We start from the raw sequence: 25805 nt of genomic DNA, 5'->3' as shown, positions 1-25805 counted from the left end.
TTAGTCCTTGAAATTGTGGGTCACAGCAGCGTCCAAATCGTGACCTTTGTAATGTAAGCCGGAAATTTTATCATCCAGCACTTTACCTAAGGTGGCTGGGGTGTCGGCTGGATAGCGGATATAAGCAATTGCATTACGGCCGGCATCGCCGGCTTCCACTTTGACTTCAACTGGAGCTGGTGCACCCAATTGTTCGGTCAAAAGCTGAAGTACATCTTCGTTGCTGGTGTCTACGGGAAGGTTGCTGATGAGTAATTGCATGTACGACTCCTTGGTAAATGGAAACGAACTATCAAACTACTAAAGACTCGGCAACCGGCTTGTTGGCTACCGAGCCGATGGCATACCAGCACCGCACCCTAGTGCTGCTTGTCTTATTCCACGACTTCATTTTGTGTGTTCTTGCCCGGCACTGGGGGTAAACGCTTCATCAACTGAGTAGGGCTATTGTTGAAAAAATGCGCGTAATGCGTTGCATTGGTTAGTACTGCTTTGACGTAATCACGAGTTTCGGTGAAAGGAATGGTTTCAATGTAAATTGCCGCTTCCAGCTCACGTTCACCTCGCCATTTGCCTGCATTGCCCGGTCCGGCGTTATAGCCCGCAGTTGCCAATACTGGATTGCCACCAAAACGATCATACCAATACGCTAGATAATAGCTGCCTAATTGGGGGTTGATTGCTGGATCGCTCATATCGGACATTTTAAAGTCGCTCATGCCCATTTTCTTGGCGACCCAAGTTGCAGTTGCGGGCATCAGTTGCATTAAACCGGTGGCTCCAGCACTAGAGCGAATGTCCGCTATAAACCGACTTTCCTGCCGTATCAAGCCGAACACCCAGGCCGGATCCAGGCCATTGGCCTTGGCTGCTGGCTCAATCGAGTCGCGGTAGGGTTGCGGAAAGCGAAGGGCGAAATCCTGGGTGTTGGTCGGACGCATGGCAGAGTAAATACTGCGGTCATACATGCGATTACGCGCAGCTAATTCAGCCGCGGCCAGCAATTGCTGATCATTTAGCCCTTTCATCGCCCAATTCCATTCCCGATTGGCTTCGCTGCGCCAGCCTTGGGCATTCAGTTCCAGTGCCCGTTGAATGGCGGGTATACCTTGTACCGCTTTCAAGTCATCAATACTGGCTTTATAGGGAGCTTGGGGGGCACTGAGGATCGCCCCAAGTTCTTCTTTAGCCAGTAGACCGTAAAAATCAATTTGTTCCGAGAGTGACAGCCAAATGGCATTGGCCGCAGCGCCGTTATTCTGCGCCAGCAAAGCACGGCCTTTCCAATAACGCCAAGCATTGTCATTTTGTTCATTGGCAGGGAGTGCATTAATCCTTTTTTCTACTGTTTTCCAGTCACCAATTCGCAGCGCCGAGCGAATACCCCACGCCCGATCTTCACCGCTGAGGTCTTCCAAGTGACCTTTTTCGAGCCACGCCGACGCTTCGGGCGCCAAGCGTCTTGCAGCAGTTAGGCCTAGCTGTTGCCATGCAAACTGTAGGTCTTCTTTGCTCAGTTGGCTTTGCTCTGTGATCAAGCGGGCGGCTTGGTTGGGGTTGGTTCGGCCAATTTTCTCTATCGCAAATAGCCACAATTCGCGGCCAGCGCGTGTGCCAAGCTCAATATCATTAACCCAGCGTTCAGGGGCGGTATTGACCGTATTAATATTGGCCGTTTGCACAACAATGTTTTTCTTTTTTTGCTTGATAACGACAGGTGCTTTAGGTACGAGGTACTCGGGACTACCCACGCGCACGGCTAGCTGGCGTGCCAGATCGGGTTGGTTATTGGCTAAGGCCAAGCGAATGCGCATCCAGGCATCATCAGCCGTTAACAGCCCTTGTCGGAACAACGTATCAAAATAACTATTACAGGCTTGTGGTTGTGCTTTTCCGCTAAACCAGAGTTGCTTATGGTTGCCCAACTGGCTGTAGTCGCCACGATTGATCGTGGCCTGTTGTTTATTGCAAATTTGTTCAGTATTGGGGCTGTCCAGCTTGCTGTATAGCGCTTCATATTGCGACCAGTTTTGGCGCCGCGCTAATTCTTTTAGCCAATCCCCCAAAAAGCGCTCTGCCATTGGGCTAGGGCTATACCGCGCCAGAAAAGCATTGGCATCATTTTCGTCGGTTTGATTGATTTGTGTGATGAGATAGTAATAGCGTGGATACATCTCCAGCGGTTCACCAACGCTTTGTTCACTAAGGGTGGCTAGGGTTTGTAAATCTCGTGAGCGGCTGGCTTCGCGGACTGAATCCAGATTGATCCGGGCATGGGCGCTGGCAACCAGCAGTGAGCTTAAAGCGAGGAGGACGGTTTTTTTCAGCATGGATTTAAACAACACGGGCAGAAGGCTTGATTTAGACCCTAAGCATAAACGAGCAGGCCTGTGTTGTCTTGCGCCCAATGCCTGTATTTGTTCAGTTTTGCGTAGGTATTTTGCCGCATTTGCTGCAATGCAGAGCAAATTGCATGTTGCGCAGCGCGACTTGTCATTGCGACACATGGCTTTTAGTCGCTAAAAACAAGTAGAATTGAGACTATTCAGAACGTATATGCGCAATTTGCGCTCCGAGAGCCATGCTGACTTTTCAGGAAATTCTATTAAAACTCCAGAATTACTGGAGCGACCACGGTTGTGCCTTGCTGCAGCCTTATGACATCGAAGTAGGTGCTGGTACATTCCATACGGCTACTTTCTTGCGCTCACTGGGCCCTGAGCCTTGGAATGCCGCCTATGTGCAGCCTTGCCGCCGCCCGAAAGATGGACGTTACGGCGAAAACCCGAATCGCTGCCAGCATTACTACCAGTACCAAGTTGCGCTCAAACCTTCTCCCGATAATATCCAAGAGCTGTATCTGGGCTCGCTCGAATACCTCGGTATCGACACCAAAGTGCACGATGTGCGCTTTGTTGAAGATGACTGGGAAAGCCCGACTTTGGGCGCGTGGGGCTTGGGCTGGGAAGTGTGGCTCAACGGCATGGAAGTAACGCAATTTACCTACTTCCAGCAAGTGGGTGGCCTCGATTGCAAGCCGGTATTGGGCGAGATCACTTATGGCGTGGAGCGTCTGGCGATGTACCTGCAGGGGGTAGATAATATCTACGACATCGTTTGGACCGAATATCCAAATGGCCAAAAAGTGACTTACGGCGATATTTATCACCAAAACGAAGTTGAGCAATCAATCTACAACTTCGAGCAATCGAACGTGCCGTTCTTGTTTGACCAGTTCAATCACTTTGAATCGGAAGCGCGTCGTCTGATCGAAGGTGGCTTGGCGTTACCGGGCTTTGAGATGGTGATGAAATGCTCGCACATGTTCAACTTGCTCGATGCGCGTGGCGCGATTTCGGTGACTGAACGTGCCGCTTATATTGGTCGTGTTCGTACCTTGGCGCGTTTAGTAGCACAAGCCTACTATGATTCACGTGAGGCTTTGGGTTTCCCAATGTGCTCTGCGGCCGAGCTAGCTGCGACCAAGTAAATTCACGCAACGGAGCCTTCCATTATGCGACGTCTTCTCACTGCTTCAATCATTGGCGCTCTTATTTTGCCATTAATCGCTTGCGGTAAATTTGAAGACGGCACGGAAGGCCCCGAGCCGGTGCCGTATAAAAAAACCGATTGGCGTAGTTACGGCAAAATGCCCGAGTTTGAAACCTTGGTGGATGTCAACTCCATCAAGCATGACGAAGGCTACTCGGAGCAAAACTACACCTTTGTTTGGATGGTGCAGCGGTTTAATGAAGATCAGATCGATGGCACCTCCAAAGGCAAGTACCGCAATAAATACACTCGGCAGGTGATCGACTGCCCGTCGGGCAAGATGGCCGGGGTGGCGGTTTCAATGAATGATGCCGATGACGAAGAAGTAGCGCGTTATGATGTACCCGGCTTTCAATGGGAATTTACCAAGCCGCAAGCCGGAACATTTGGCGAAGACTTTGTGAATCAAATTTGTAAAATGATGGCGGCGAAAGATGCCGCAGCACAAGAGTAAAAGCGCAAAGCACCGCGGTGCTTTGTCCAACGATTAAGAGGTGGCTGCAGGGCGGCCAGATATAAATGAATCCAACATTACTGATTGAACTCTTTACCGAAGAATTGCCACCGAAAGCCTTGTCAAAATTAGGCGCGGCGTTTGCCGATGGGATTTTCGCCGAGTTGGTGAAATTGGGCTTTGTCGCAGGAGATGCTGAGGCAGTTACTTTTGCCAGCCCACGCCGTTTGGCCGTCACGATTGCCAATGTGGCTGCGGTGCAGCCAGAGCAAACCATCGAAAAACGCGGCCCTGCCGTGGCTGCGGGCATGAAAGATGGTAAACCATCGCCTGCGCTACTCGGCTTTGCCCGCTCTTGTGGCCTCGCTCCTGAAGCAGTAGAAAGTTTGGAAACCGTTCACGACGGTAAACAAGACGTGTATGTATTCCGTTCGGTCAAAGCTGGTGAAGCACTCGCTGCCGTATTGAGCGATATCGTAGCTGCGACATTGAAAAAACTGCCTGCACCAAAAATGATGCGCTGGGCAGATCGTGAAGGTCAATTTATCCGCCCAGTTCACGGCTTGACCATGCTGCATGGCAGTGATGTGATTGCCGGTAAAGTATTGCACCTTGAATCAGGTCGCGTTACGCGTGGTCACCGCTTCTTGTCGAATGGTGATATCAGCATTAATAGTGCTGAAGGATACGCGCGCCAGATGCACGATGAGGGTAAAGTGATTGCCAGCTTCGCGGCGCGTCGCGCCTTGATCGGCGAAAAGCTCAAAGAAGCTGCCGCCGCGCTCAATGCAACAATTGCCGCAGATGATGCACTGTTTGACGAAGTGACTGCCTTGGTTGAATGGCCGGTGGTTCTCAAAGGTGAATTTGAAGCCGAGTTCCTACAAGTGCCGCAGGAATGCCTGATTTTGACGATGCAGCAAAATCAGAAATACTTCCCGTTGCTCGATGCGAATGGCAAGTTGATGAACCAGTTCCTGCTGGTATCGAATCTGCAAACCGATGATCCAAGCCACATCATCAACGGTAACGAGCGCGTGTTGCGTGCGCGTTTATCGGATGCGAAATTCTTCTTCGAACAAGACAAAAAAGCCAAGCTCGACACGCGCGTTGGCAAATTGGCCAATGTCGTTTACCACAACAAGATCGGCTCGCAGCTTGAGCGCGTGACGCGCTTGGAAACGATCGCAGGCGAAATCGCCAAGCTGCTCGGCGCTGATGTATCGAAAGCGACGCGCGCAGCGTATTTGGCCAAGGCTGACTTGTCGACCGATATGGTCGGCGAATTTCCAGAGCTGCAAGGCATTATGGGTCAGTACTACGCTAAGCATGATGGCGAGGATACTGAGGTGGCGTATGCGGTTGAAGCGCACTACAAACCTAAGTTTGCTGGTGATACCCTACCTGAAGGCGCAATCGCGCAAGCCGTTTCGTTGGCAGATAAGCTCGAAACCTTGGTCGGTATTTACGGGATTGGCTTGATCCCAACTGGTGATAAAGACCCATTCGCGCTGCGTCGCGCTGCCTTGGGTGTATTGCGCATGGCCTTGGTTCAGCCATTGGATTTGAAAGTCTTGCTGTCGACGACTGCGGCCAGCTTCCCAGCGGGCTTGATCAATGAGGGCACGGTGGAGGGCTTATACGGCTTTATGCTCGACCGCCTGAAAAACTTGCTGGTGGCTGAATATCCGGCAGCGGACATTGATGCGGTATTGGCGCTCAAACCAACGCAAATTAACGATGTCACAACGCGTTTGGCGGCGGTGGCTGAATTTAAAGCCTTGCCAGAGTCTGCAGCGTTGGCGGCGGCGAACAAACGGATTCGCAATATCTTGAAAAAAGTCGAAGGCGAAGTGCCGGCGCTGAATGCTGCACTGCTGCAAGAAGCAGCCGAAAAAGACTTGTTTGCGGCTCTTGAAGCGGTTCAAGCACCTGTGACGCAAGCCCTGGCGGCGAATGACTTTACCAATGCGCTGAAGCAATTGGCCGCGTTGAAAGCACCCGTAGATGCGTTCTTCGACGGCGTGATGGTGATGGCCGATGATCTGGCTGTGCGTGGTAATCGTTTGGCCTTGCTCAGTAACTTGGCTGAGTTGATGAACCGAGTTGCAGAGTTGTCATTGCTGGCTGAATAAGCCGGTTTGTTCACTTGCGGAGTGCCTTAACTGCCATGAAAAACGATGCCACCATGAAGCTGTTGATTCTCGATCGGGATGGGGTGATTAACCACGATCGCCCTGACTTTATCAAATCACCGGATGAGTGGATTGCGATTCCTGGCAGTTTGGAAGCCATTGGCGAATTAACCCGCGCTGGCTGGACTATTGTGGTGGCCACCAACCAAAGCTGTATTGGGCGCGGCATTATTAACATTGATATGCTCAACCAGATTCATGCCAAAATGCACCGCGCGGTCGTTAATGCTGGTGGCCATATTGACGCGATTTTCTTTTGCCCACATGCGCCCGATGCTGCTTGTGATTGCCGCAAACCGGCGCCGGGCATGGTGCTGGATATTGCGCGCCGTTTCCGGGTGGATGTGGAAGATTGCCTGATGGTGGGTGATTCATTGCGTGATTTGCAGGCCGTTGCCAGCGCAGGTGGTCAGGCCATTTTGGTTCGCACGGGTAATGGTGCCAAAACCGAAAATGATCCGCAATTGCCGGCCGGAACCCGTATCTTTGATGATCTGGCTGCGGTCTGTGATGCTTTGCTGGCCGATTAATAGCCGACGTTTTAATCCCTTCTGACTTCTAAAAGTAGCTCAATGATCTGGTTTCGTTCCGTTTTATATAGCTTGGGTTTGGTGGTTTTAACGCCGATTTTCGCAGTGATTGCGCTGTTGATTTTTCCGTTATCGGCGGTGAATCGCAATAAAATTATCGCTTGGTGGTCACGGCTGATGTTTGCTTGGCTCAAAATTACGTGCGGTTTGAGCTTTAAAGTGGAAGGTGCTGAGAATATCCCACATGGCCCGGCGATGATTATGTGTAAGCACCAATCTGCTTGGGAAACCATGGCTTTGCAGCTGATCTTCCCACCGCAAGTGTGGGTGCTCAAACGCGAATTGCTCAAAATCCCATTCTTTGGTTGGGGCTTAGCAGCAACTTCACCGATTGCGATCGATCGTGGCCAGCGCGCACAAGCACAGCGCCAATTGATGGAGCAGGGGCGTGATCGGCTCAATAAAGGCTTGTGGATTGTGATTTTCCCTGAGGGTACACGTATCAAACCGGGTGAGCGCGGTCAATACAAGCAGGGTGGTGCGCGTCTGGCGAAAGATCTGGAGGTGCCGATTGTGCCGGTAGCAATGAACTCTGGTGAGTTTTGGCCTAAAAATTCATTCTGCAAATGGCCAGGTGAAGTGACCGTTCGTATTGGTAAGCCAATTTTGCCGGAAGGAAAAAATTCCTTGGCCTTGATTAGTGAAGTGGAAGCATGGATCGAAGGTGAGATGGAACAAATCACCGGACGCGGCCCTTGCTACCAAAAGTCTGAGTAGTATTGCTTTGCAGGCCAGTTTCAAATTGGCTTCTGGCCATATACCCTACACAGTTCAGCGCAGTGCCCGCCGACGCAGCATCGGTTTGAAAATTGATGCGACGGGTCTGACGATTATCCTACCGCAACGCGCACCCTTACAGGAAGCCGAGCGGGTGATTGGCCTGAAACTGAACTGGATTCAGGCCAAACTCGCTGAACGTGCTGCTCGCCCCGCAGCCAGCTTGCCACCGCCACTGCATTGGGGGGGAACAGTATGGTGGATGGGGGAGCCGCGCAGTTTGCAGCCTGCCTTGCGTGGGAAATTGACCCCCGAGACCTTGTACTTGTGTGCCGCCAATGAAGCGCGTATTGCCGAAGCGCTGGCCCGTTTTTATCAACGCAGCGCGAAGTCTTATTTTGCCGAGCGCGTGGCGATCTGGTCTACCCGCATGGACTTGCATCCGAAGCAACTGGCGTTGTCCTCGGCACGTAGTCGCTGGGGCAGTTGCACCAGTGCCGGGGTGGTGCGACTTAATTGGCGACTGATGCAAGCTCCCGCCAGTGTGATTGATTATGTGGTGATTCATGAATTGGCCCATCTGGCCGAAATGAATCACTCGGCGCGCTTTTGGGCTATTGTAGCTGCGGTGTGCCCGCACTGGAAAACCGAACGCCATTGGCTCAAACAACATGGTGCTGCCCTGTTGGGGTGGTAATGATGCTGTTTTCATTTGATACCATTTTTGTGCGCATTCTCCGGCAAGTATTGTAGGGTGTGGCTTTTTGCTACATTTCACTTGTCATACTCAATCTCCCCTGATAAATTCTGCCAGCGGAATGGTTAACGCCATTGTTCGTAAAATAACAGCGCATAATCAGTTGCTTATGTGTTGCTAGATCAGAAAATACTGATCAACGATATGAAGCACACCACAATAAATGGAGAAGACAATGCATGTACCACGCAACGGGTATGCTCTGCCCGTACGTATCGCACTTGGCCTTGGTTTACTAACTGCGGGTCAGTTGGTATTAGCTCATGGCTCGATGGAAGTACCCGTTAGCCGCGTATTAAGCTGCTTTAACGAAGGCCCGGAAAATCCAAAATCAGCAGCTTGCCAAGCGGCAGTTTCTGTTTCTGGCCCGCAGTTTCTGTATGACTGGTCAGGCGTCAATCAGTTGCCTGCCGGTAATCACAAAGGTTTTGTGCCGGATGGTCAGCTCTGTGCAGGTGGTAAAGCCAATTATGCCGGCTTGAATTTGCCACGCACCGACTGGTCTGCGACCAATATCGCTCCCGATGCGAATGGTAAATTTGAATTTACTTTCAATGCCCCTGCGCCACATGCGACTACCGACTGGGTGTTTTATGTGACTAAAGATGGCTGGAATCCTAATCAGGCTCTGTCTTGGAGCGATTTGGAAGGCGTTTACGGCGAAGGCTTTTGCAAATTTAGCGATAAAGCTAAAAACCTTCCAGTGGTGACTGCGGATAAGCGCTACAAAATGTCGTGCACTTTGCCGAAGAAAACCGGCAAGCACATTATTTTTGTAACTTGGCAGCGTAGCGATAGTGCCGAGGCATTCTATTCTTGCTCGGATGTGAACTTCCCGGGCACGATTTCCACTTACAAAGAGCTCGGTCAGATTCGTGCACAAGCCAATTTGGCAGAGAAATCGACCGTGACATTCCGCCTGTTTGATAAAAACGGGGTGGATCTGGAGTCGTCACAAATCGTAGCTGATTTTGATGCACAGACTGGCGCAGATCTGACGCAAATGAATATCTGGCCATATTTCCTGGCGCAGAAAGTGAATGGTTCATCGAAGTTTGTGAGCGTTGGTGTGTTGCAAGCCAATGGTGCCGTTGCGCCAGTGCAAAGCGCGCAAGAAAACCGCGTATATAGCCGCAGTGGTGAAGACTATATTTTCCGTGTGGATATTTCCTCACCGGCTAATGTCACACCAAAACCCGTTGTGACCCCGACACCTGCACCGGTGGTTACGCCAACTCCTGCGCCAGTGGTAACCCCGACCCCAGCTCCAGTTGTGACACCGACTCCAAAGCCAGTGGTTACTCCTACACCAGCCCCAGTGGTAACTGCTACACCAGGTCCTGTTGTTACGCCAACTGCTAAACCAGTGGTAACTCCAACCCCGACACCTGCTCCAGTGGTGACACCGACGGCAAAACCGGTCGTTACGCCAACCGCAGCACCAAGCAATAGCTGCGTGGCGGCATGGGAAGCGGGCAAAGTCTATGCCGCTCCAGGTACAAAAGTGAGCTACGGTGGTCGCAACTTTGAAAATAAATGGTGGACGACCAATGAGAAGCCAGATCTAAACAGCCAATGGGGTGTTTGGAAAGATCTAGGCGTCTGCAAGTAAATTGATTAGCTGTAGTTGAATAAAAAACCCACCGAAAGTCGGTGGGTTTTTTATTGCGCCTGGCCAGCTGTGCAATTGGATTTATTCCACCAATGGCATGCTGATGGCAGACTCCATCGTTGGTGTTGGTGCTGGCGTTCTACTGGCTGGGGAACTGGTTGGCGCATTAGTTTCCGTTGCTGCCTCATAGGCATAAGTCCCTGCGCTGACTGCCCCTTTGGCAACCGCTTTGGTTGCATCGTAGGTAATACCAACGGCTGTGGTTGCCACACCGACCGCCGCCGCACCGACGACTGCAGTGGTAGTGACTACTGCGCATCCGCCCAAACCGAGGCAAAGGGCAATGCTGGCCGCAAAATAAACAGCTTTCATGATAAACCTAGTGAGCTTGCTGCTTGATGTGCCACAGCAAGATTTGAACTAAAGCGGCGCAGTCTCGCAGACTTTCTTTGTTCGCTCAAGCAGAACTTTATGCTTAGCCCAGGGTCTGTGATCTGTCTTTTGAGCGCGGCAAAGGTTGTATGGACAGTGTTTTTTTGCGTGACTTAACGCTGCGTAGCATGGCTTGGAAAGCTCAGTTTGCTGCAGTCTGGCCCTATTGCCTGCTAGTGGCCACCTTGGGTGTAGCGATTACGGTTGGGCATGATGATTGGCGGGTAGGGCAGGTTTTTGTGCTGGCATTGCCAGCGCCGCTGCTACTGCTTTATCAGAGCCGCAGCCAATGGCAAAAAATACTCCAGCTCGTTGCCGCTGCAATCTGGGCGGGCTTATTTATTGTTGATGGCGCTATCCGCGCCTATTTATTAGCGACGTATCAGGCGCTGCCCAATAGTGCTTTGGTGCTGGCCGCACTAGCAAATACCAATCCACGCGAATCAATTGAATACCTGCACATGTACCAGTACCAGATTTACTTTTGGGCTGGTTTTGCACTATTGGCTTTGCTGAGTATGGCGTATTGTCTGCGTAGATGGTGGCGTGGCGAGCGGCCTGCTATCACCTGGGGGCGTGCGAGTTGGACGATTACTCTTTTGCTGTTAGCACTCATTTTTGCTGCTTTGGCGCTTAAACCCTGGCGGCGCTATCACCCAGTGATTTTCTGGCCTATGTGGTGGCAGCAACTCAATCAGCTGGAAGCTGGCTGGGCAGATATGACTGCTCACAGGGCTAAGTTGCTCAGCCATGCCCAGCAAACCAAGTTGCATTTAAATATAGCCACGCCCAATACGCTGGTGGTGGTGATTAGCGATAGTGTTAATCGGCAAAACTTAAGCCTATACGGTTATCCGCGCCTGACCAGCCCGCAGATGCAGCACAAACAAGGAGAGCTGGGTCAAGCTTTGCAGGTGGTGCCATACGCTTGGTCGAGCGCTGCAGCTACCGTTCCGGCCTTGCGCAATTTCTTTTATTTTGGCGAGCCTGAAGCGACGCCTGCGCAGCATCTACTTGCGATCGCACGTGATGCAGGTTACAAAATCTGGTGGATTTCCAACCACGATGATGTTGCGATCGAGCAAGAGCATGCGCGGTTTAGTCATGCAGCCCATTTTATTAATTCCCAGCCTGGGCGCTCGGCCAAAAGTCTGGATCAGCAAGTGAAGCCTTTGCTGCAACAGGCGCTTGCAGATGCTGCTGCACATAAATTGATCATCGTGCACTTATTGGGCGCGCACCCCCACTATCGCTTACGTTATCCGGCGACGACAACAGACTTTGGAGCGGATACTGTCGAGCAGCAATTGCAAGCACAGGGTAGATCGGCGTATTTGCGTACCTTGCGGCGCGAATACGATGCCGCGCTCCGTTATCACGATCAAGTCATGGCTGACTTATTAGCATTAACTCAGACGGCTTCAGGGGAACGGGCATGGCTGTATTTTTCCGATCATGGGCAAGAGGTGGCGCATACGCTCGACCATGCCGGACATAGCCAGCAAAGCGCTGCGGGCTATCGCATCCCCCTGATGATCTGGCAAAGCCAGTGGGCGGCAGATCGTCAATTGCCCGCCCGCGCCCGGTCCGATTGGTTGGCTTGGACTGTGTTACGGTTGTTACATCTCGATTGGCAGCTGTATCGTCCTGAGTGCGATCTGCTACACCCTGACTATCAATGGCAAGCGCCTGCACTGGGTATCCCCATTGATTTTGATACGTAACTGGGTATCGTCTTGGAAGTATTATTTTATATTGGCTGGGTTGATATACCCGGCTTACCTGCCCATGCCGCCAACTTGTTGTGCTAGGTAAGTGGCATAGTTATCGGTCATGCCACCGATAAAATCCAGCACGCGGCGATATGTTTCGTACAGTGGCCAGTCTTTACGCGGCGCGTTGTATTCCATTAGGTCTAGCACCCGTTTCATGCGAAAAGGCATATGGGAGCTGACTTTGAGCTCATACGAAGCTTTGCAGAAGGCATCGAGCAAAATATCAAGGCAGGTAAATGAGCCCACTTCAATTTCAATTTTGCGCCGCTCATTGAAAATACGATCCCGCGCCAGTTGCTTTGCTTCATTAATGCCTTGCCGCATGGTGTAGGGGCAATCATTGAGTAAATCTCCCTGATAGCTGCCCTCCATCAGGCGCTGATAATTTGCCATAAATGTATTGGCTACTTCACGAATACAGCGGTCAATCGCTTTGCCACGCAGTAGCGATATTTTGCGCCGGGTCGATGGCGCTGCTGCTACTTCCAGCTCTAGTAAACTGCGTTCGCCACCACAAATTTTCATTAACAATGGCTCTACCGTTTCATAAGGCAGCATGCCAATTTCAATGCCATCTTCCAAATCCAAAATGGCGTAACAAATATCATCCGCAGCTTCCATCAGGTATGACAATGGGTGGCGCGCCCATTTGCCAGCGCTGATTTCTGGCAGCCCTAAGGTCTGCGCGACGTGCTGCAAAATACTGCGCTCGGATTCGTAGCAACTGAATTTACCCTTGCCACCCGCATGTTCACTGGTCCAAGGGTATTTGAGTGTGGCGCCCAGCGTGGCATAAGTTAAACGCAGCCCGCCTTCAAAACGATGATTTTCCAGCTGTGTAATAATGCGAAACCCCTGCGCATTGCCTTCGTAAGTCATTAGATCGCGCCGCTCTTGTGCGCTGAGGTTTTGCATTAGGTAGGCATGCTCGGGGCGACGGAACCAATCGCGAATAGCATATTCGCCAGCATGGCCGAATGGCGGGTTGCCAATATCGTGAGCGAGGCAAGCCGCCTGCACGATGCCACCCAGATCATAAGGCGTGATATGCGCGGGTAATTCGCCTTGCAAGCGTTCACCAATCAATACCCCCAAGCTGCGGCCTACACAGGCGACTTCAATACTGTGCGTTAGCCGGGTATGAACGTGGTCATTTTCGGTCATTGGGTGAACTTGCGTTTTACGCCCCATGCGACGAAATGGAGAACAGAATACGATCCGGTCGTGGTCTTTATGGTAATTGCTGCGCCCGGCTTCGGTGTCGCTGCTGCCCGTGTCATCTACGCCAAGTCGTTGCGCGCTCAGTAGTTGTTGCCATTGCATGCTCATTGGGGCGCTCGCTGTTGCAGGTAGGATTGAATCTCGCTCAGGATCAGCGGCTTGCTGTAGTAAAAACCTTGGATTGCGTTGCAGCCAAAATGTTGCAGCACTTCTTTTTCCGCGGCGGTTTCTACGCCTTCTGCAACAACATTGAGCTGTAGGCGATGAGCCAATTCGATAATGCTTTGCACAATCGCTCGATCATCGGCATCGGTGGCTAGATTCATAATAAAACTGCGATCGATTTTCAACTCGTCGATGGGGAGGCGTTTTAAATAAGCCAGTGACGAATAGCCGGTACCAAAATCATCCAGTGCCAAGCGCGAGCCCATCTCTTTGATTTGCTGTAGCTGTTTGAGCGCCATTTCAAACTCTTCGATTACCGCCGATTCGGTAATTTCAAAAATAACTTTCTCGGCGGGAATGCTCCAGACCGCCAGCGCGTTAGAAATGAACCCTGCCAAATGTGGGTCGCGCAGATTATTGGGCGCCAAATTAATGCTTAAACTGCCTTGAAAACCAGCCTGCCTAAGTTGAGCAAAATTGCGCAAGGCGGTTTGAATAATCCACTGTGTCAGTCTATCCATCAGCCCTAGATGCTCGGTGACGCTGATGATTTCGTAAGGCGAAATACTGCCCAAGATCGGGTTGTCCCAGCGGAGCAAAACTTCCAGCCCTGTGGTGAGCGTGGTTTGCTGATCTACTTGAGGCTGGAATGCTAAATGAAAGGCATTTTGGTGCAACGCTTCGCGCAAGGGAATTTCCAGCCGCAGCAATTGTTGACCTAGCCAGTCGCGTTCCGGGTCGTAAATTCCAATATGCTCTTGGGCAAACTGATGAGCCGCTAGTTTGGCGGCATCGATCAATGCTTCGCTATCCACGCCATGATCGGGGGCGATTGCAATGCCGATTTGTGGGTAGAGTTTCTGCCCATCTGCACTGGCTTCTTGCAAAACTTGCTGTGCACGATGTGCGGCTAGGGTGGCGTGACTGAGCCCACTGAGCTGATTCAACAGCAGCACGACCGAGTGAGAATCCAATTGAAACAGCAGATCACCATTGCGCAGGACAGTTTTGAGACGGCTAACCATCAGCTCAATCAGCCGGTCGCGATAGTGCCCCGGATGTAAATGCCGTAATTCTAGGTAAATGACGGCACTTTTTCTGTGTGTGCCTGATAGCTCAATGCCCTGAGTGATGGATTCATCCAGTAAATGCCGCGGCGTGATGGCAGATGAAATACTGTCGATAGGGCGCTGCGGCATATCGCTACTCCAGGAAATACTCGCGTGGATCAATATTGTAGGCACCGCGCGATAACTCGCGCCGGAGTGAGATCGGTAGCCCGTTTGGTGCGGTAGGGTTGGTAATCAAATCAAGCGTATGTGGTTTGGCATACGGCTGTTTATCGCTACCCAGAATAATCATCAATTTGGGCTTCAAGCGCCGTACCCGATTTTGACCAATGACAATCCCGACTTCACCGGTGGATAGCTCAACTAAGGTACCGACGTGGAAAATACCAACGCACTGGGCAAATTGCTCAATCAGGGCCGGGTGGAAGTATTTTTCGCTCCATTTGTAGAGCAATTGCAATGCTTCATGGGCGGGCTTGGCGTCGGAATAATTGCGCTCGCTGGTGAGCGCGGTAAAGCAATCGACAATGCCAGCCATGCTAGCAAACATGCCGATTTCTTCGGCTTTTAAGCCGTTAGGGTAGCCGCTGCCATCGTAACGCTCATGATGTCGCGCCACCATATCGACCACATCCAGCGGTACCCCATCCATTTGCCCTAGGATATCCAGACTGTGCGTTACATGCGTTTTCATCAGCATGAATTCTGCTTGGGTATAACGCCCGGTACGGTTGAGTAGTTCGGTTGGCAGCTTGACCTTGCCAATATCGAGCATCAAGCCCGCTAAGCCTAGTTTTTTTAATTCTTCAATCGGATAGCCCAGATGGCGGCCAAATGCGAGCAGGTAAACGGCCGTATCAATTGCATGTGAATAGCTATATTGATCGCGATCTTTTAGTTGGGTGAGCAGCAGTAGGGCGTTGGGATTGCGCACAATCGAATCGACCAAATCATTGACGACCAGATTGGCGTCCTCGATTTTGGGTTGCAGATCGCAGCGTACTGCCTCAAGCAGGCTTTGCATAAATTCCCGCGAGGCACGGTGAACTGCTTGTGCTTTGGGGAGCTCAAGCTCAACTTTCTCTTCCCGGTCATAGAGCACAATTGGCGCTTCGTGGCGCTGGCTGAGGCCTGGAGAAGGATTGCCATCCTGTTCATTACGTTTAAACAAGCCAGAGAAAAGTCGCCGTAGCTCGCGCAGTACGCTGATTCGCTCTTGGCGTTCTTTCTCTTCGACTGGGCTGCGAATGAGTGCGCTGATGTTGGGTGAATTAAATTCGCTATGTATAGGCTTTAAACCAGCAGCGAGATTGGCCCAGCGAACAATACCCCCGGTTGAGCGAGCTAAATCAACGGTTACATATTCACAATGTTCACGCAGTTGTTCTAGTTGCTGTGGGGTCTCCAGCAAAAAGCCTTGCATTAAAAATGGCGTGTCTAGCCAAGGGCGGTCAAGCTCAGCAACAAACAAGCCTTTTTGGAGATCAAGAACGTGGATGCGAGTTTCCAAGGGGAATTCTATCTGCCGTGTTGGTTATGCTGTGATCGAAGCTAACACCAAGGGTGTACGAGCCAATTGTAACTGATTCGCCATTTTAGGCTAGGTTCTGCTGACATCGGCGTGGCGCAAATCAAATTTTTATTTGATTAAATCCTAGGAAACTGACGAATAGCGTGCATTAGCGGCGATTTTTCCCCCCCGTAGCAGATGAGTTTGATAAAATGGCGCGGCTTTTTCGTGAGGATAATCATGGCGCTGCTTGAGATTCGGGATGTTGTAAAACGCTTTGGTGATTTTACAGCGGTTAACCACGTTAGCCTCTCGGTAGAGGCGGGTGAGTTTTTTACGCTATTGGGGCCATCCGGTTGCGGTAAAACCACATTGCTCAGGATGTTGGCGGGGTTTGAACAGCCTGATTCGGGTGAGATTGTGCTCGATGGCGTGAATGTGGCAGGGGTTCCGCCGGAAAAACGTCCAGTGCATACCGTGTTTCAAAATTACGCGCTATTTCCGCATATGACGGTTGCGCAGAATATTGCCTTTCCCTTGAAAATGGCCAATGTAGGCGCCGAGGAAATTAAACAACGCGTCACCGAGGTGTTGGAAGACGTGCGTCTGAGCCAATTTGCGACTCGCTTCCCGAACGAGTTGTCCGGTGGCCAACGTCAGCGGGTAGCGATTGCCCGTGCGCTGGTTAATCGTCCGCGCTTGCTGTTGCTCGACGAGCCGTTGTCGGCGCTGGATGCCAAGTTGCGCGAAGAGATGCAGATCGAGCTGATTAATCTGCAAAAAGAAGTCGGCATTACCTTTGTGTATGTCACGCACGACCAAGGTGAAGCGCTGGCACTCTCGCATCGCATCGCCGTAATGAATAAAGGCGAAGTGGCGCAGCTTGATGCGCCTGAGACGATCTATAGCTACCCGAAAAGCCGCTTTGTTGCTGACTTTATCGGCCAGTGTAATTTGCTCGATGCCACGATTAAATCCATCGGTACTGACCGCATGCAAGTCGAGATTGCCGGCGTTGGTGTCGCGGAAACCTTGCCAGTGGCTGGCGCACAAGTGGGACAATCAGGTTGCCTGACTTTGCGGCCGGAAAAAATCAAACTGGGTGCCACGTTGCCCAGCGGTGATGCAGATGAAGTGCATTTCAAAGGCAAGGTGCACGATTGCCTCTATCTGGGTGATGTGACGATTTATATCGTTGAGCTGGATAACGGGATGCTGGTGGAAACCATGTTGCCAAACTCGGCGCCAGGGCGAGCCAAGTTTTTTGATGATAATGACCTCGTTGAACTGGCATGGCGTTTTGACGCTGGCCATTTCATTTTGGCGTGAGGCGTAGAGCATGGCGAAGTCAAATCGACTCAATAAGTGGCTGATCTCAGGGCCTCCATTATTGTATTTGTTGATCTTTTTTGCGATCCCCTCGCTGATTATGGCCTTTGCTGCCTTCCGTTTTCCTGGGGATTACGGTGGTTTGCTGCCATTGATAGGGCCGAATCCAGAAACGGGCGCGAATGAGATTTTGGTTAATGCCAGTAATTGGCGTGATTACCTGACATTTGAAAACTTTGGCCGGTTTTTTGAAGACTCGATTTATGTTGAGCTCTTTGTTAAATCATTTTGGTATGCCGGTATTACCACTTTAGTGTGTTTACTACTTGCATACCCTTTGGCCTGGCTTATTGCCCGTAGCCCCAAAAAATACCGCGATTTGATGATTTTGCTGGTGATTTTGCCGTTCTGGAGTAATTTTCTGATCCGTGTGTACGCATGGATGATTATTCTGGGGCCCCAAGGCTATTTCACCATGGCAATCAACCAAGTATTGGGGCTGATTGGTATTGGCCCGGTGCAGCTGATGTTTAGTCACTTTGCCGTGATTATCGTGCTGGTGTATGTGCATTTACCATTTATGGTCTTGCCCTTGTATGCCAATTTGGAAAAACACGATCTGGCATTACTCGATGCAGCACAAGATCTAGGGGCATCTGCTTGGCAGCGTTTCTGGAAGGTGACTTGGCCGCTATCCCTCCCGGGGGTATGGGCAGGTGCAGCCTTGGTGTTCATTCCGGCCTTGGGGATGTTTGCAGTGCCAGATCTGATTGGCGGAACTGATGGAATCATGATTGGTAATTTGATTAAGCAGCAATTCTTGGATAGCCGAGATTGGCCATTTGGTTCGGTGCTATCAATTATGCTGACGCTAGCTGTATTGGGTTTGGCGGGGTTGGCTGCTTTGATTGGCCGCGGAGGGAAGCGTAATGCACTCTAAGCAATCGAAATGGCTGTGGGCCGCGGCCCTATTTGCGTACGCATTTTTATATCTGCCGCTGATTATTGTGGTGGTGTATTCATTCAATGATTCAAAATTAAATGCGGAATGGGTGGGGTTTACCTTCAAATGGTATGAAATCCTATTCCATGATGCACAAATGCTCACCGCGGCACGCAATTCTTTGCTGATTGGTCTAATCACCAGCATCTGCGCCACTGTGTTTGGTACCTTAGCAGGTTTGGCTATGTATAAATACAAGCTGCGCTTGTTGCCGCTGCTGGTACTCACACCGATAGCGATCCCGGAAATTTTGATGGGCGTTTCACTATTGATCTTCTTCGTGATGCTCAATATGACCCTCGGCCTGGTTTCCGTCACTTTGGCTCACATTGCGTTTTGTATTGGTTTTGTGGCGATTGTGGTCCGTTCGCGCTTGCAGGGTATGGATGAGTCCTTGGTGGAAGCCGCGCGAGATTTGGGCGCAACACCGGTGCAAGCATTTCGTCTGGTGACGATGCCATTGATCATGCCCGGTATTATTGCGGGCGCTTTAATGGCGTTTACGCTGTCTATTGATGACTTCGTAATTACCTTCTTTACCGCTGGTGCCGGAGCTTCTACCTTACCGCTGCAGATTTACTCGATGATCCGCATTGCCGTAACGCCAGAAGTAAATGCGATTTCTACTCTGTTGATGCTGCTCACCCTGTGTTTAATTCTACTTGCGAGCAAGCTGGCTCCGAGTGCCTTGCGCGCAGAATAAGTGTTAAAGCCCTAGCGTGGCCTCCGTTACGCTTGGCATTTAGCGCGTGTTGAAAAAATGCGCAATCAGGGATGCTGGAAAATGAGTGGCGCGAAATTCGTGGCATAATCAGCGCACTCAGCGTGCCCTTTTTTCCGACTTCATATTTTTGATGGTGACAAAATGAAAAAGATTCTATTGGCCTTAATGTTGGCAACTGGCGCGGTGCAGAGCGCTCAAGCAGAAGATGTGCTGCATTTGTATAACTGGAACAACTACATTACGCCAGAAACCGTTAAAAATTTTGAAGCCAGCTGCAAATGTAAAGTGGTGCAAGATTATTACGGTGCAATGGAAGAAATGCTGGCTAAGTTGTCGGCCGGTGCCAAGGGTTATGATGTGGTAATCCCGACTGGTTTTGCGATTCCACCGCTCGTGAAGCAAAATTTGGTTCAGCCACTGGATAAAAGCAAGCTGCCAAATGCCAAGAATCTGAATCCAGCATTTTTGGATGCCGCGTTTGATAAAGGTAATCAGTATTCTCTGCCGTATGCCTTCACCACCACTTTGGTTGGCTACAATGACAAAAAAATCAAAGAGCTAGGTATTGACCCAGGCTCTTGGTCGATTATTTTCGATCCCGCGGTACTGGCTAAAATCAAAGGTAAAGTAACGGTATTGGACGACAGCCGTGAGGTTTTTGCGGCCGCCTTGATGTATAACGGTTTTTCTGCCAACTCAACCAAGCCCGAAGAGCTGAAAAAAGCGCAAGAAACCATCATTAAAGCGAAACCATTCTGGGCCGCATTCAATGGCCAGAGCTACATCAAAGAGCTGACCCTCGGTAATATCTGGGTGGCACACGGCTATTCGAACGATATGTTCCAAGCCAATACGGATGCTAAAGCCGCAAAACGCCCATTTGGTGTGGCTTACAGTCTGCAAAAAGAAGGCAACACTTTATCGGTGGATAATATGATGGTGCTGAAGTCTGCGCCACGTCCTGATTTGGCAATCAAATTTATCAACTTCATGCTTGATGGTAAGAATTCTGCGCAGCTCACCAATTTGATCGGTTCGGGTAACCCAAATAGTTCGGCAGCACAATTTGTAAAGCCTGAAGTAAAATCGATTAGTGCGGTATTTCCAAGTGCTGACAATATGAAAAAATTGCAGCAGTTGAATGCCTTAGAAGGTAAAGCCTTGCGCGATTTGGGTCGTATGTGGACTCAAGTAAAAACAGCTAAATAATCTGATCGGTAAAGCGGGGGCAGATGCCCCCGTTTTTTTTACTGAGCCTCTATGCCGCGCCTTCCGCCAATTCGCTATTTAGCACGCCAAGCAGAGCCCACCCGGATATCTCCCTTTTTCTTTGCGGTATCCTTGTTGCTGGTGCTGATCGTTAGCCTGTTCCCCTTCTCTAATTGGCGTTTTACTGGCGAGCCGGTCTTTGCTTTCTTTAGCTATCCATTTCCGTATTACATGACGGTGTTTGATAACGCGGTCAATGTACTGGCCTATATTCCACTCGGTCTTGGCTTGGTTTTGATGTTCCGCAATCGCTGGTTGGCAGCAATTTTCGCAGTGATTGGCTGTGCGCTTATCTCTAGCTCGATTGAATTTACCCAGCAATTCTTACCAGGGCGCATCGCATCCAACGTAGATATCTTAAGCAACACCACCGGTGGCGCGATTGGGGTCATGATTGGTTTAGTCTTGCGAAGCCGACGCTGGATGCAGCGCTGGTTTATTTTCCGGCATGAGCTGCTGGCACCGGGCCGCATGATGGAGTGGGGCTTGGTGTGGTTGGTCTTGTGGTTTGTGGCGCAGCTGGACCCCACCCAACCATTTTTAGGGGTGGTGGTTGAGGCACGTGGTCTGCCTCAGCCCTTTGTGACACCGATTGCCGATGCGGGGTTATTTCTACGTGTACTCGAATCGAGTGGGATGATGCTTAATTTGGCTGGGGTGGGTTTGTTTGTATCTGTCTTGCTAGCCTATGGCCGGGACATTCCACGTGCTATTGCTTTGGTTCTGAGTCTTGCGCTGCTACTTAAAATGACCTTTGCGGGGATGTTGCTTAAACCTGAGCAATTCTTTGCCTGGCTAAACCTCAATATAGTACTGGGGGGCTTGTGCGGGGCTCTGCTACTGGCTATTTCATGGAAATTGCAGCGACGCTACCGCGCATTTCTAGGGGTGGTTTGCTTAAGTCTGGCTACGGTCATCAGCCTAGTTTGGCCGCTGAGTCCGCAACTGGTAGCAACTTTACCGCTGTTTAAATGGCAGTATGGCCATTTATTACACTTTAGCGGTTTGGCACAAATTGTCGGTGATATCTGGCCATTTGGCGCGATATTGTTATTGCTGTGGTATCTGCTAGGGCGAGTAACAACTGATTAGTTAGGGTATATGGCTCATGGCCTCTATAGTTATGGTCTAGAGCTATATACCCATTTAATTATGCTTTAACTTGCAATGGGACAGCCGGATTATTAAACGGTGTTTGTTGCAGTAATTTGGTGTACATCTCGGGGTCGTGCCATTCTTGTTGGCATTGGGCCGAGAAAACGATGTCTTCCAGTTTAATGTCGCCCATGCGCGGGTTGTAGGCATCCTCTCGGAAGGCCTGCGCATAGCCCGTGTCGGTTTCGTGGGCAATAATTGAATGCAAGCGCACATCTGCTTCGCCATTGCTCATAATGGTTTGCGCCAGAATCCGGTCGATAATCACGAAAAACAGCCGTGCAAATTGCTCTGCAGAGGGTGACACCGGCATTGAAATCCAGCGTGCTGAGAACTGCTGGCATAGGCGGATGTACTCGGCATCATCCTTATCCCAAAAGCAGACCGCATGATCAAAGGCGTCGATCACATCACGAATCGTGCCTTTCATCAGTCCGAAATCGTAAACCATCTGCCCATGATCCAGTGCATGCGCCTCCAGTAGCACTTCTACTTTATAGCTGTGGCCATGAATGGAAGTCCGGCAGCGCTCTGAAGAACAATTACGCACAATGTGCGCATTTTCAAATTTAAATAGTTTACGAATCAGCATCTTTGTCATTCCAGATTTGAGTCATGGTTTTATCAGATGGTGCTTAATCGGGCAAGTTGAGTTTTCCCTTGTTCAATGCGCAGTTATGGCAATAACCGCAAAAGGAAACAAACCTCGTTGTGTTGACCAGACCAAAACGCGCTATGAATAAATGACTTTATAGGCATTTGCTAATACCACTATCCTGACAGAGCACGAAGATTTTTGCTGAAAACATCGAGAAAGCAAAAGTGAAAGATATTGGAAAGAAATTGTGTTTTCAATCGATCTCAACTGTATGGCCTTGTTTAGCAAGCTGTGTAGTGTCACAAAAAACTTAAAAATAATTTCACTTGAAACTACTCACAAAAAATGCATTTTGCTACATTAGAAATCACTAATGATGTGGTGCGATCAAAAAATGCTGCAAAAAAACATAATATATACATATTGTTAAAACAAAATTGCTGCGACGCAATATTTGGTGTTAGGGATGTTATGTAGTTTTTTGTAGTGAAGAATAAAGTTGGTACGTGTGGCATTTCACAGCTTGATCATAGGGTGTTGACAAGAAAATCGGCTTGGAGGTTAATCGTTTTTACTGGCACTAGTTTGAGTTATTGCAAACAGGTCTAGCGTAAATAATCACCCTAAACTTACAAAAGGGTGACAAGCAGGCGATTAGCAGTCAAGACCACTTTACTACTAACGCCAATGCCATTTATAAAACGGAGGAGACTTCAATGTCCCGTATTAATCGTCTCGCACTTGCAGCTTTGCCTGCAGCAATGTTTGCGGCATACGTATTTGCTGCACCAGCATGGCAAGAAGGCTCAACTTACAGTGCTGGCACTGTTGTTAGTTATAAAGGTAGTGATTATTCTGCTCTGGTTACCCACACCGCTTATGTGGGTGCAGGCTGGACGCCAGATACAACTCCAACATTATGGAAATTGGTAGCTGCTGGCTCTACGCCAACTGCTACACCTGCAGCGACAACTGCTCCAACAGCCACTCCAGTAGCTACCACACCAGTTGTAACTCCAACTGCGGCCCCAACGACTGCTCCAACAGCTACACCTGTAGCCCCAGCCGGCGGCTGTGATAATGTAGCTGCCTGGGATTCGGCAACTGCATATGGCGCAGGTAAAGTTGTTGCTTATAAAGGTCAAAAATTCTCAGCTAAATGGTGGACACAAAACAACGTGCCATCAACTGCTGATCAGTGGGGCCCATGGAAGTATGAAGGCGAGTGCGGTGGTTCAACAGCAACTGCAACCCCAGCTCCTACGGCAACTCCAGTTGTAACGGCTGCGCCGACTGCAACGCCAGTAGTTACCGCAACACCAACAGCTAAACCAACTGCAACTCCAGTTGTAACTGCTACACCAACTGCAACGCCAGTTGGCCCAACAGCTACTCCAACCGCTAAACCGACTGCAACTCCAGTAGTGACACCAACTGCAACGCCAGTTGTGACAGCTACGCCAGTTCCAACCGCAACTCCAGTGGTTACGCCAACTCCAACACCAGTTGTTGGTTCTAATGAAGCATGTCGCCCTGATGGCTTGGTATCTGAAGTTGCAAACGTGCCATATTGCAATGTGTACGACACAACTGGCCGTGAAAAACTCGCTAATGGTTTGAACCGCCGTATCATCGGTTACTTCACCAACTGGCGTACTGGTAAGAACGGCTTGCCTTCTTACCTCGCTAAAGATATCCCGTGGGATAGCCTGACTCACATCAACTATGCATTCGCGCATATTGATAGCAACAACCAGGTTTCAGTAAATGCATCTGCACCAGGCAATGAATCTACTGGCATGGTTTGGGATGGCTCTGATGGCAAACCAGCAATCGCTGGCGCTGAAATGGATCCAACACTGCCATACAAAGGTCATTTCAACCAACTGAACAAATTCAAGAAACAACACCCAGGCGTGAAAACGCTGGTGTCGATTGGTGGTTGGGCTGAAACTGGTGGCTACTTCGCTGCTGATGGTAGCCGCGTAGCTTCTGGTGGCTACTACACCATGACCACGAATGCGGACGGCTCAATCAACACTGCTGGTATCAACGCATTTGCTGATTCGGTTGTGACATTCCTGCGTACATATGGCTTTGACGGCGCGGATTTGGATTACGAATACCCAACTACAATGGATAAAGCTGGTAACCCATTGGATTGGTCTGTATCGTCACCGCGCCTGAAAGGTCTGCAAGCTTCATACCGCGAATTGCTGCGCGTATTGCGTAACAAACTGGATGCAGCAGCAGTACAAGACGGCAAATACTACATGTTGACAATTGCGTCTCCATCTTCCGCTTACCTGTTGCGCGGTATGGAATCGTTCCAAGGTGTTAAATACCTTGATTACGTGAACATGATGACTTACGACTTGCACGGTGCATGGAATGAGTTTGTTGGTCCAAATGCAGCGTTGTTCGATGATGGTAAAGATGCTGAATTGGCTAAATGGTCTGTTTACACCACAGCTCAATACGGCGGCATTGGTTACCTGAATACCGATTGGGCATTCCGCTACTTCCGCGGTGCATTGCCAGCGGGTCGTATCAATGCAGGTGTTCCTTACTATACCCGCGGTCATAAAGATGTGACTGGTGGTAATAATGGTCTATGGGGTACTTCGCCTAAATCAACTAATTGCGGTCCTGGCCTGACAGAGTGTGGTCTGGGTGCGGTTGGTATTGATAATATCTGGCACGATCTGGATCAGAACGGTAAAGAAATGGGCGCCGGCTCTAACCCAATGTGGCACGCTAAAAACTTGGAAAAAGGTATTGCCGGTTCTTACCTAGGCCAGTTTGGTTTGTCTGCTGCAGATTTGGTTGGTACTTACACGCGTAACTACGATGCAACTCTGGTAGCTCCATGGTTGTGGAATGCTCAGAAGAAAGTATTTATCTCGACTGAAGATGAACAATCTATCCAGAAAAAAGCTGAATGGATTATGTCTAATGGTGTAGGTGGTGCAATGTTCTGGGAGTTGGCTGGTGACTACGACTGGAATGCAGCGAAAGGCGAATATGTACCAGGTACAACGCTAACTAAACTGTTTGCATCTAACTTCAAAGCAGCTACCCCAATGGGCAATCTGCGTGCGAAGAAAGCAATGCCAGCTGAGACTGTTGACCTTGTATTTGATATGACGAACTTCAAGCTGGGTGATCAGAACTATCCACTGAACCCAACACTGAAGATTACTAATAAATCATCTTCGACGATTGCTGGTGGTACTAAAGTTCAATTCCAGTACTCTGTAGCTGCACCAGGCACAATGTCTGACCAATCGGGTGCTGGTCTGAAAGTGGTAGCTTCTGAGCACACTGGTAATAACATTGGTGGCTTCAAAGGCGACTTCCACACTGCTGAGTTTAGCTTGCCAACATGGCAATCACTGGCTCCAGGCGCAAGTATGGACATCGTGTTGAACTACTCATTGCCAATCACAACACCAAGCAACTTTGTGATTACGATCGGTGGCAAAAACTACGCGATCAAAGCTGAGTACCCACAATTACCAGCGGCAAAATTGCAGTAATCTGAACTAGCTGTGTAGTTCCACAGGGCGCGTCTTCGGACGCGCCTTTTTTATTTGCTAAGCCATGCTGCAGGCTGTCTACAGATCAGAATCAGCAAAATGGGTTCAGCAGGCTGCCAAGATTGATAGCAATTGACT

The 25805-nt window shown here is 50.0% G+C and carries 21 protein-coding genes; 14 read left to right on the top strand and 7 right to left on the bottom strand.

From position 1 onward, the window contains the following. Both HZU75_RS05610 and HZU75_RS05605 read right to left on the bottom strand, forming a co-directional pair. Entirely contained in the window at positions 1 to 261 is a 261-nt protein-coding gene (locus tag HZU75_RS05610; RefSeq protein WP_180308175.1) for a hypothetical protein, read from the bottom strand. Between the two features lie 113 nt (positions 262 to 374). Then, positions 375 to 2330 (bottom strand): lytic transglycosylase domain-containing protein, encoded by a 1956-nt coding sequence (locus HZU75_RS05605; protein WP_180308174.1) that lies wholly within the window; start codon positions 2328 to 2330, stop codon positions 375 to 377. A 251-nt stretch (positions 2331 to 2581) separates the two neighbouring features. Here HZU75_RS05605 and glyQ point away from each other — a divergent pair, with 251 nt between their 5' ends. The 7 genes from glyQ to HZU75_RS05570 all read left to right on the top strand — a co-directional run bounded on the left by glyQ (position 2582) and on the right by HZU75_RS05570 (position 9877). Continuing rightward, positions 2582 to 3490 (top strand): glycine--tRNA ligase subunit alpha, encoded by a 909-nt coding sequence (gene glyQ, locus HZU75_RS05600; RefSeq protein WP_180308173.1) that lies wholly within the window; start codon positions 2582 to 2584, stop codon positions 3488 to 3490. A gap of 24 nt (positions 3491 to 3514) precedes the next feature. Beyond that, complete coding sequence (locus HZU75_RS05595) at positions 3515 to 4006, top strand: surface-adhesin E family protein (RefSeq protein WP_180308172.1); 492 nt, start codon at positions 3515 to 3517, stop codon at positions 4004 to 4006. Between the two features lie 65 nt (positions 4007 to 4071). Next, complete coding sequence (gene glyS / locus HZU75_RS05590; RefSeq protein WP_180308171.1) at positions 4072 to 6141, top strand: glycine--tRNA ligase subunit beta; 2070 nt, start codon at positions 4072 to 4074, stop codon at positions 6139 to 6141. A gap of 53 nt (positions 6142 to 6194) precedes the next feature. Continuing rightward, a complete protein-coding gene (gene gmhB / locus HZU75_RS05585; protein ID WP_180308170.1) occupies positions 6195 to 6731 on the top strand; it encodes a D-glycero-beta-D-manno-heptose 1,7-bisphosphate 7-phosphatase in 537 nt (178 codons plus the stop codon). A gap of 42 nt (positions 6732 to 6773) precedes the next feature. Continuing rightward, positions 6774 to 7508 (top strand): lysophospholipid acyltransferase family protein, encoded by a 735-nt coding sequence (locus HZU75_RS05580; protein ID WP_180308169.1) that lies wholly within the window; start codon positions 6774 to 6776, stop codon positions 7506 to 7508. Further along, entirely contained in the window at positions 7456 to 8205 is a 750-nt protein-coding gene (locus tag HZU75_RS05575; protein ID WP_180308168.1) for a M48 family metallopeptidase, read from the top strand. The genes HZU75_RS05580 and HZU75_RS05575 overlap by 53 nt, the downstream gene beginning before the upstream one ends. A 235-nt stretch (positions 8206 to 8440) precedes the next feature. Further along, positions 8441 to 9877, top strand: a complete 1437-nt coding sequence (locus HZU75_RS05570; protein ID WP_180308167.1) for a lytic polysaccharide monooxygenase — start codon at positions 8441 to 8443, stop codon at positions 9875 to 9877. An 81-nt stretch (positions 9878 to 9958) separates the two neighbouring features. Here the strand turns inward: HZU75_RS05570 and HZU75_RS05565 are convergent, their stop codons facing one another. Further along, the gene (locus HZU75_RS05565) at positions 9959 to 10249 is read right to left on the bottom strand and encodes a hypothetical protein (RefSeq protein WP_180308166.1); all 291 of its coding nucleotides are present in this window, start codon (positions 10247 to 10249) and stop codon (positions 9959 to 9961) included. A 149-nt stretch (positions 10250 to 10398) separates the two neighbouring features. On the opposite strand from HZU75_RS05565, the gene HZU75_RS05560 reads away from it, so the two are divergent. Then, entirely contained in the window at positions 10399 to 12033 is a 1635-nt protein-coding gene (locus HZU75_RS05560; protein WP_180308165.1) for a phosphoethanolamine transferase, read from the top strand. 54 nt (positions 12034 to 12087) lie between these two features. On the opposite strand, the gene HZU75_RS05555 is transcribed toward HZU75_RS05560, so the two are convergent. Genes HZU75_RS05555 through HZU75_RS05545 form a run of 3 tightly spaced genes read right to left on the bottom strand, consistent with a single transcriptional unit; the run spans position 12088 to position 16050 of the window. Further along, the gene (locus tag HZU75_RS05555) at positions 12088 to 13413 is read right to left on the bottom strand and encodes a deoxyguanosinetriphosphate triphosphohydrolase (protein ID WP_180308164.1); all 1326 of its coding nucleotides are present in this window, start codon (positions 13411 to 13413) and stop codon (positions 12088 to 12090) included. Further along, positions 13410 to 14669 (bottom strand): putative bifunctional diguanylate cyclase/phosphodiesterase, encoded by a 1260-nt coding sequence (locus HZU75_RS05550; protein ID WP_180308163.1) that lies wholly within the window; start codon positions 14667 to 14669, stop codon positions 13410 to 13412. Before HZU75_RS05550 ends, HZU75_RS05555 begins: the two co-directional genes overlap by 4 nt. A gap of 4 nt (positions 14670 to 14673) precedes the next feature. Then, positions 14674 to 16050, bottom strand: coding sequence for a cyclic di-GMP phosphodiesterase (locus HZU75_RS05545; RefSeq protein ID WP_180308162.1), 1377 nt, complete (start codon positions 16048 to 16050; stop codon positions 14674 to 14676). 240 nt (positions 16051 to 16290) lie between these two features. Here HZU75_RS05545 and HZU75_RS05540 point away from each other — a divergent pair, with 240 nt between their 5' ends. The 5 genes from HZU75_RS05540 (at position 16291) to HZU75_RS05520 (ending at position 21467) form a co-directional block, all read left to right on the top strand. Further along, complete coding sequence (locus tag HZU75_RS05540) at positions 16291 to 17379, top strand: ABC transporter ATP-binding protein (protein ID WP_180308161.1); 1089 nt, start codon at positions 16291 to 16293, stop codon at positions 17377 to 17379. Positions 17380 to 17389: 10 nt separating this feature from the next. Next, the gene (locus tag HZU75_RS05535) at positions 17390 to 18319 is read left to right on the top strand and encodes an ABC transporter permease (RefSeq protein ID WP_180308160.1); all 930 of its coding nucleotides are present in this window, start codon (positions 17390 to 17392) and stop codon (positions 18317 to 18319) included. Next, on the top strand, positions 18309 to 19085 hold the full coding sequence (locus HZU75_RS05530) for an ABC transporter permease (protein WP_180308159.1): 777 nt from the start codon (positions 18309 to 18311) through the stop codon (positions 19083 to 19085). Before HZU75_RS05535 ends, HZU75_RS05530 begins: the two co-directional genes overlap by 11 nt. Positions 19086 to 19247: 162 nt before the next feature. After that, positions 19248 to 20315 carry a polyamine ABC transporter substrate-binding protein gene (locus HZU75_RS05525; RefSeq protein WP_180308158.1) on the top strand — a complete coding sequence of 356 codons (1068 nt, stop codon included), beginning with the start codon at positions 19248 to 19250 and terminating at the stop codon, positions 20313 to 20315. 51 nt (positions 20316 to 20366) lie between these two features. After that, positions 20367 to 21467 (top strand): VanZ family protein, encoded by a 1101-nt coding sequence (locus HZU75_RS05520; protein WP_180308157.1) that lies wholly within the window; start codon positions 20367 to 20369, stop codon positions 21465 to 21467. 58 nt (positions 21468 to 21525) lie between these two features. Here the strand turns inward: HZU75_RS05520 and HZU75_RS05515 are convergent, their stop codons facing one another. Beyond that, positions 21526 to 22122 carry a 6-pyruvoyl trahydropterin synthase family protein gene (locus HZU75_RS05515; protein WP_180308156.1) on the bottom strand — a complete coding sequence of 199 codons (597 nt, stop codon included), beginning with the start codon at positions 22120 to 22122 and terminating at the stop codon, positions 21526 to 21528. A gap of 722 nt (positions 22123 to 22844) precedes the next feature. Between HZU75_RS05515 and HZU75_RS05510 the strand changes: the two genes are divergently transcribed. Next, positions 22845 to 25667 (top strand): chitinase C-terminal domain-containing protein, encoded by a 2823-nt coding sequence (locus tag HZU75_RS05510; RefSeq protein WP_308419452.1) that lies wholly within the window; start codon positions 22845 to 22847, stop codon positions 25665 to 25667. Positions 25668 to 25805 lie beyond the last annotated feature (138 nt).

The sequence above is a fragment of the Chitinibacter fontanus genome (assembly GCF_013423785.1).
GTDB classification, from domain to species: Bacteria; Pseudomonadota; Gammaproteobacteria; order Burkholderiales; family Chitinibacteraceae; genus Chitinibacter; species Chitinibacter fontanus.
This window is presented reverse-complemented; position numbering and strand designations above follow the sequence as displayed.

Coding starts and splice junctions, on each gene's coding strand:
- HZU75_RS05555 (WP_180308164.1), bottom strand. CDS start 13,413: ATGAGCATGCAATGGCAACAACTACTGAGCGCGCAACGACTTGGCGTA.
- glyS (WP_180308171.1), top strand. CDS start 4,072: ATGAATCCAACATTACTGATTGAACTCTTTACCGAAGAATTGCCACCG.
- gmhB (WP_180308170.1), top strand. CDS start 6,195: ATGAAGCTGTTGATTCTCGATCGGGATGGGGTGATTAACCACGATCGC.
- HZU75_RS05605 (WP_180308174.1), bottom strand. CDS start 2,330: ATGCTGAAAAAAACCGTCCTCCTCGCTTTAAGCTCACTGCTGGTTGCC.
- HZU75_RS05580 (WP_180308169.1), top strand. CDS start 6,774: ATGATCTGGTTTCGTTCCGTTTTATATAGCTTGGGTTTGGTGGTTTTA.
- HZU75_RS05610 (WP_180308175.1), bottom strand. CDS start 261: ATGCAATTACTCATCAGCAACCTTCCCGTAGACACCAGCAACGAAGAT.
- glyQ (WP_180308173.1), top strand. CDS start 2,582: ATGCTGACTTTTCAGGAAATTCTATTAAAACTCCAGAATTACTGGAGC.
- HZU75_RS05550 (WP_180308163.1), bottom strand. CDS start 14,669: ATGCCGCAGCGCCCTATCGACAGTATTTCATCTGCCATCACGCCGCGG.
- HZU75_RS05520 (WP_180308157.1), top strand. CDS start 20,367: ATGCCGCGCCTTCCGCCAATTCGCTATTTAGCACGCCAAGCAGAGCCC.
- HZU75_RS05515 (WP_180308156.1), bottom strand. CDS start 22,122: ATGCTGATTCGTAAACTATTTAAATTTGAAAATGCGCACATTGTGCGT.
- HZU75_RS05540 (WP_180308161.1), top strand. CDS start 16,291: ATGGCGCTGCTTGAGATTCGGGATGTTGTAAAACGCTTTGGTGATTTT.
- HZU75_RS05560 (WP_180308165.1), top strand. CDS start 10,399: ATGGACAGTGTTTTTTTGCGTGACTTAACGCTGCGTAGCATGGCTTGG.
- HZU75_RS05535 (WP_180308160.1), top strand. CDS start 17,390: ATGGCGAAGTCAAATCGACTCAATAAGTGGCTGATCTCAGGGCCTCCA.
- HZU75_RS05530 (WP_180308159.1), top strand. CDS start 18,309: ATGCACTCTAAGCAATCGAAATGGCTGTGGGCCGCGGCCCTATTTGCG.
- HZU75_RS05565 (WP_180308166.1), bottom strand. CDS start 10,249: ATGAAAGCTGTTTATTTTGCGGCCAGCATTGCCCTTTGCCTCGGTTTG.
- HZU75_RS05510 (WP_308419452.1), top strand. CDS start 22,845: ATGTCCCGTATTAATCGTCTCGCACTTGCAGCTTTGCCTGCAGCAATG.
- HZU75_RS05595 (WP_180308172.1), top strand. CDS start 3,515: ATGCGACGTCTTCTCACTGCTTCAATCATTGGCGCTCTTATTTTGCCA.
- HZU75_RS05525 (WP_180308158.1), top strand. CDS start 19,248: ATGAAAAAGATTCTATTGGCCTTAATGTTGGCAACTGGCGCGGTGCAG.
- HZU75_RS05570 (WP_180308167.1), top strand. CDS start 8,441: ATGCATGTACCACGCAACGGGTATGCTCTGCCCGTACGTATCGCACTT.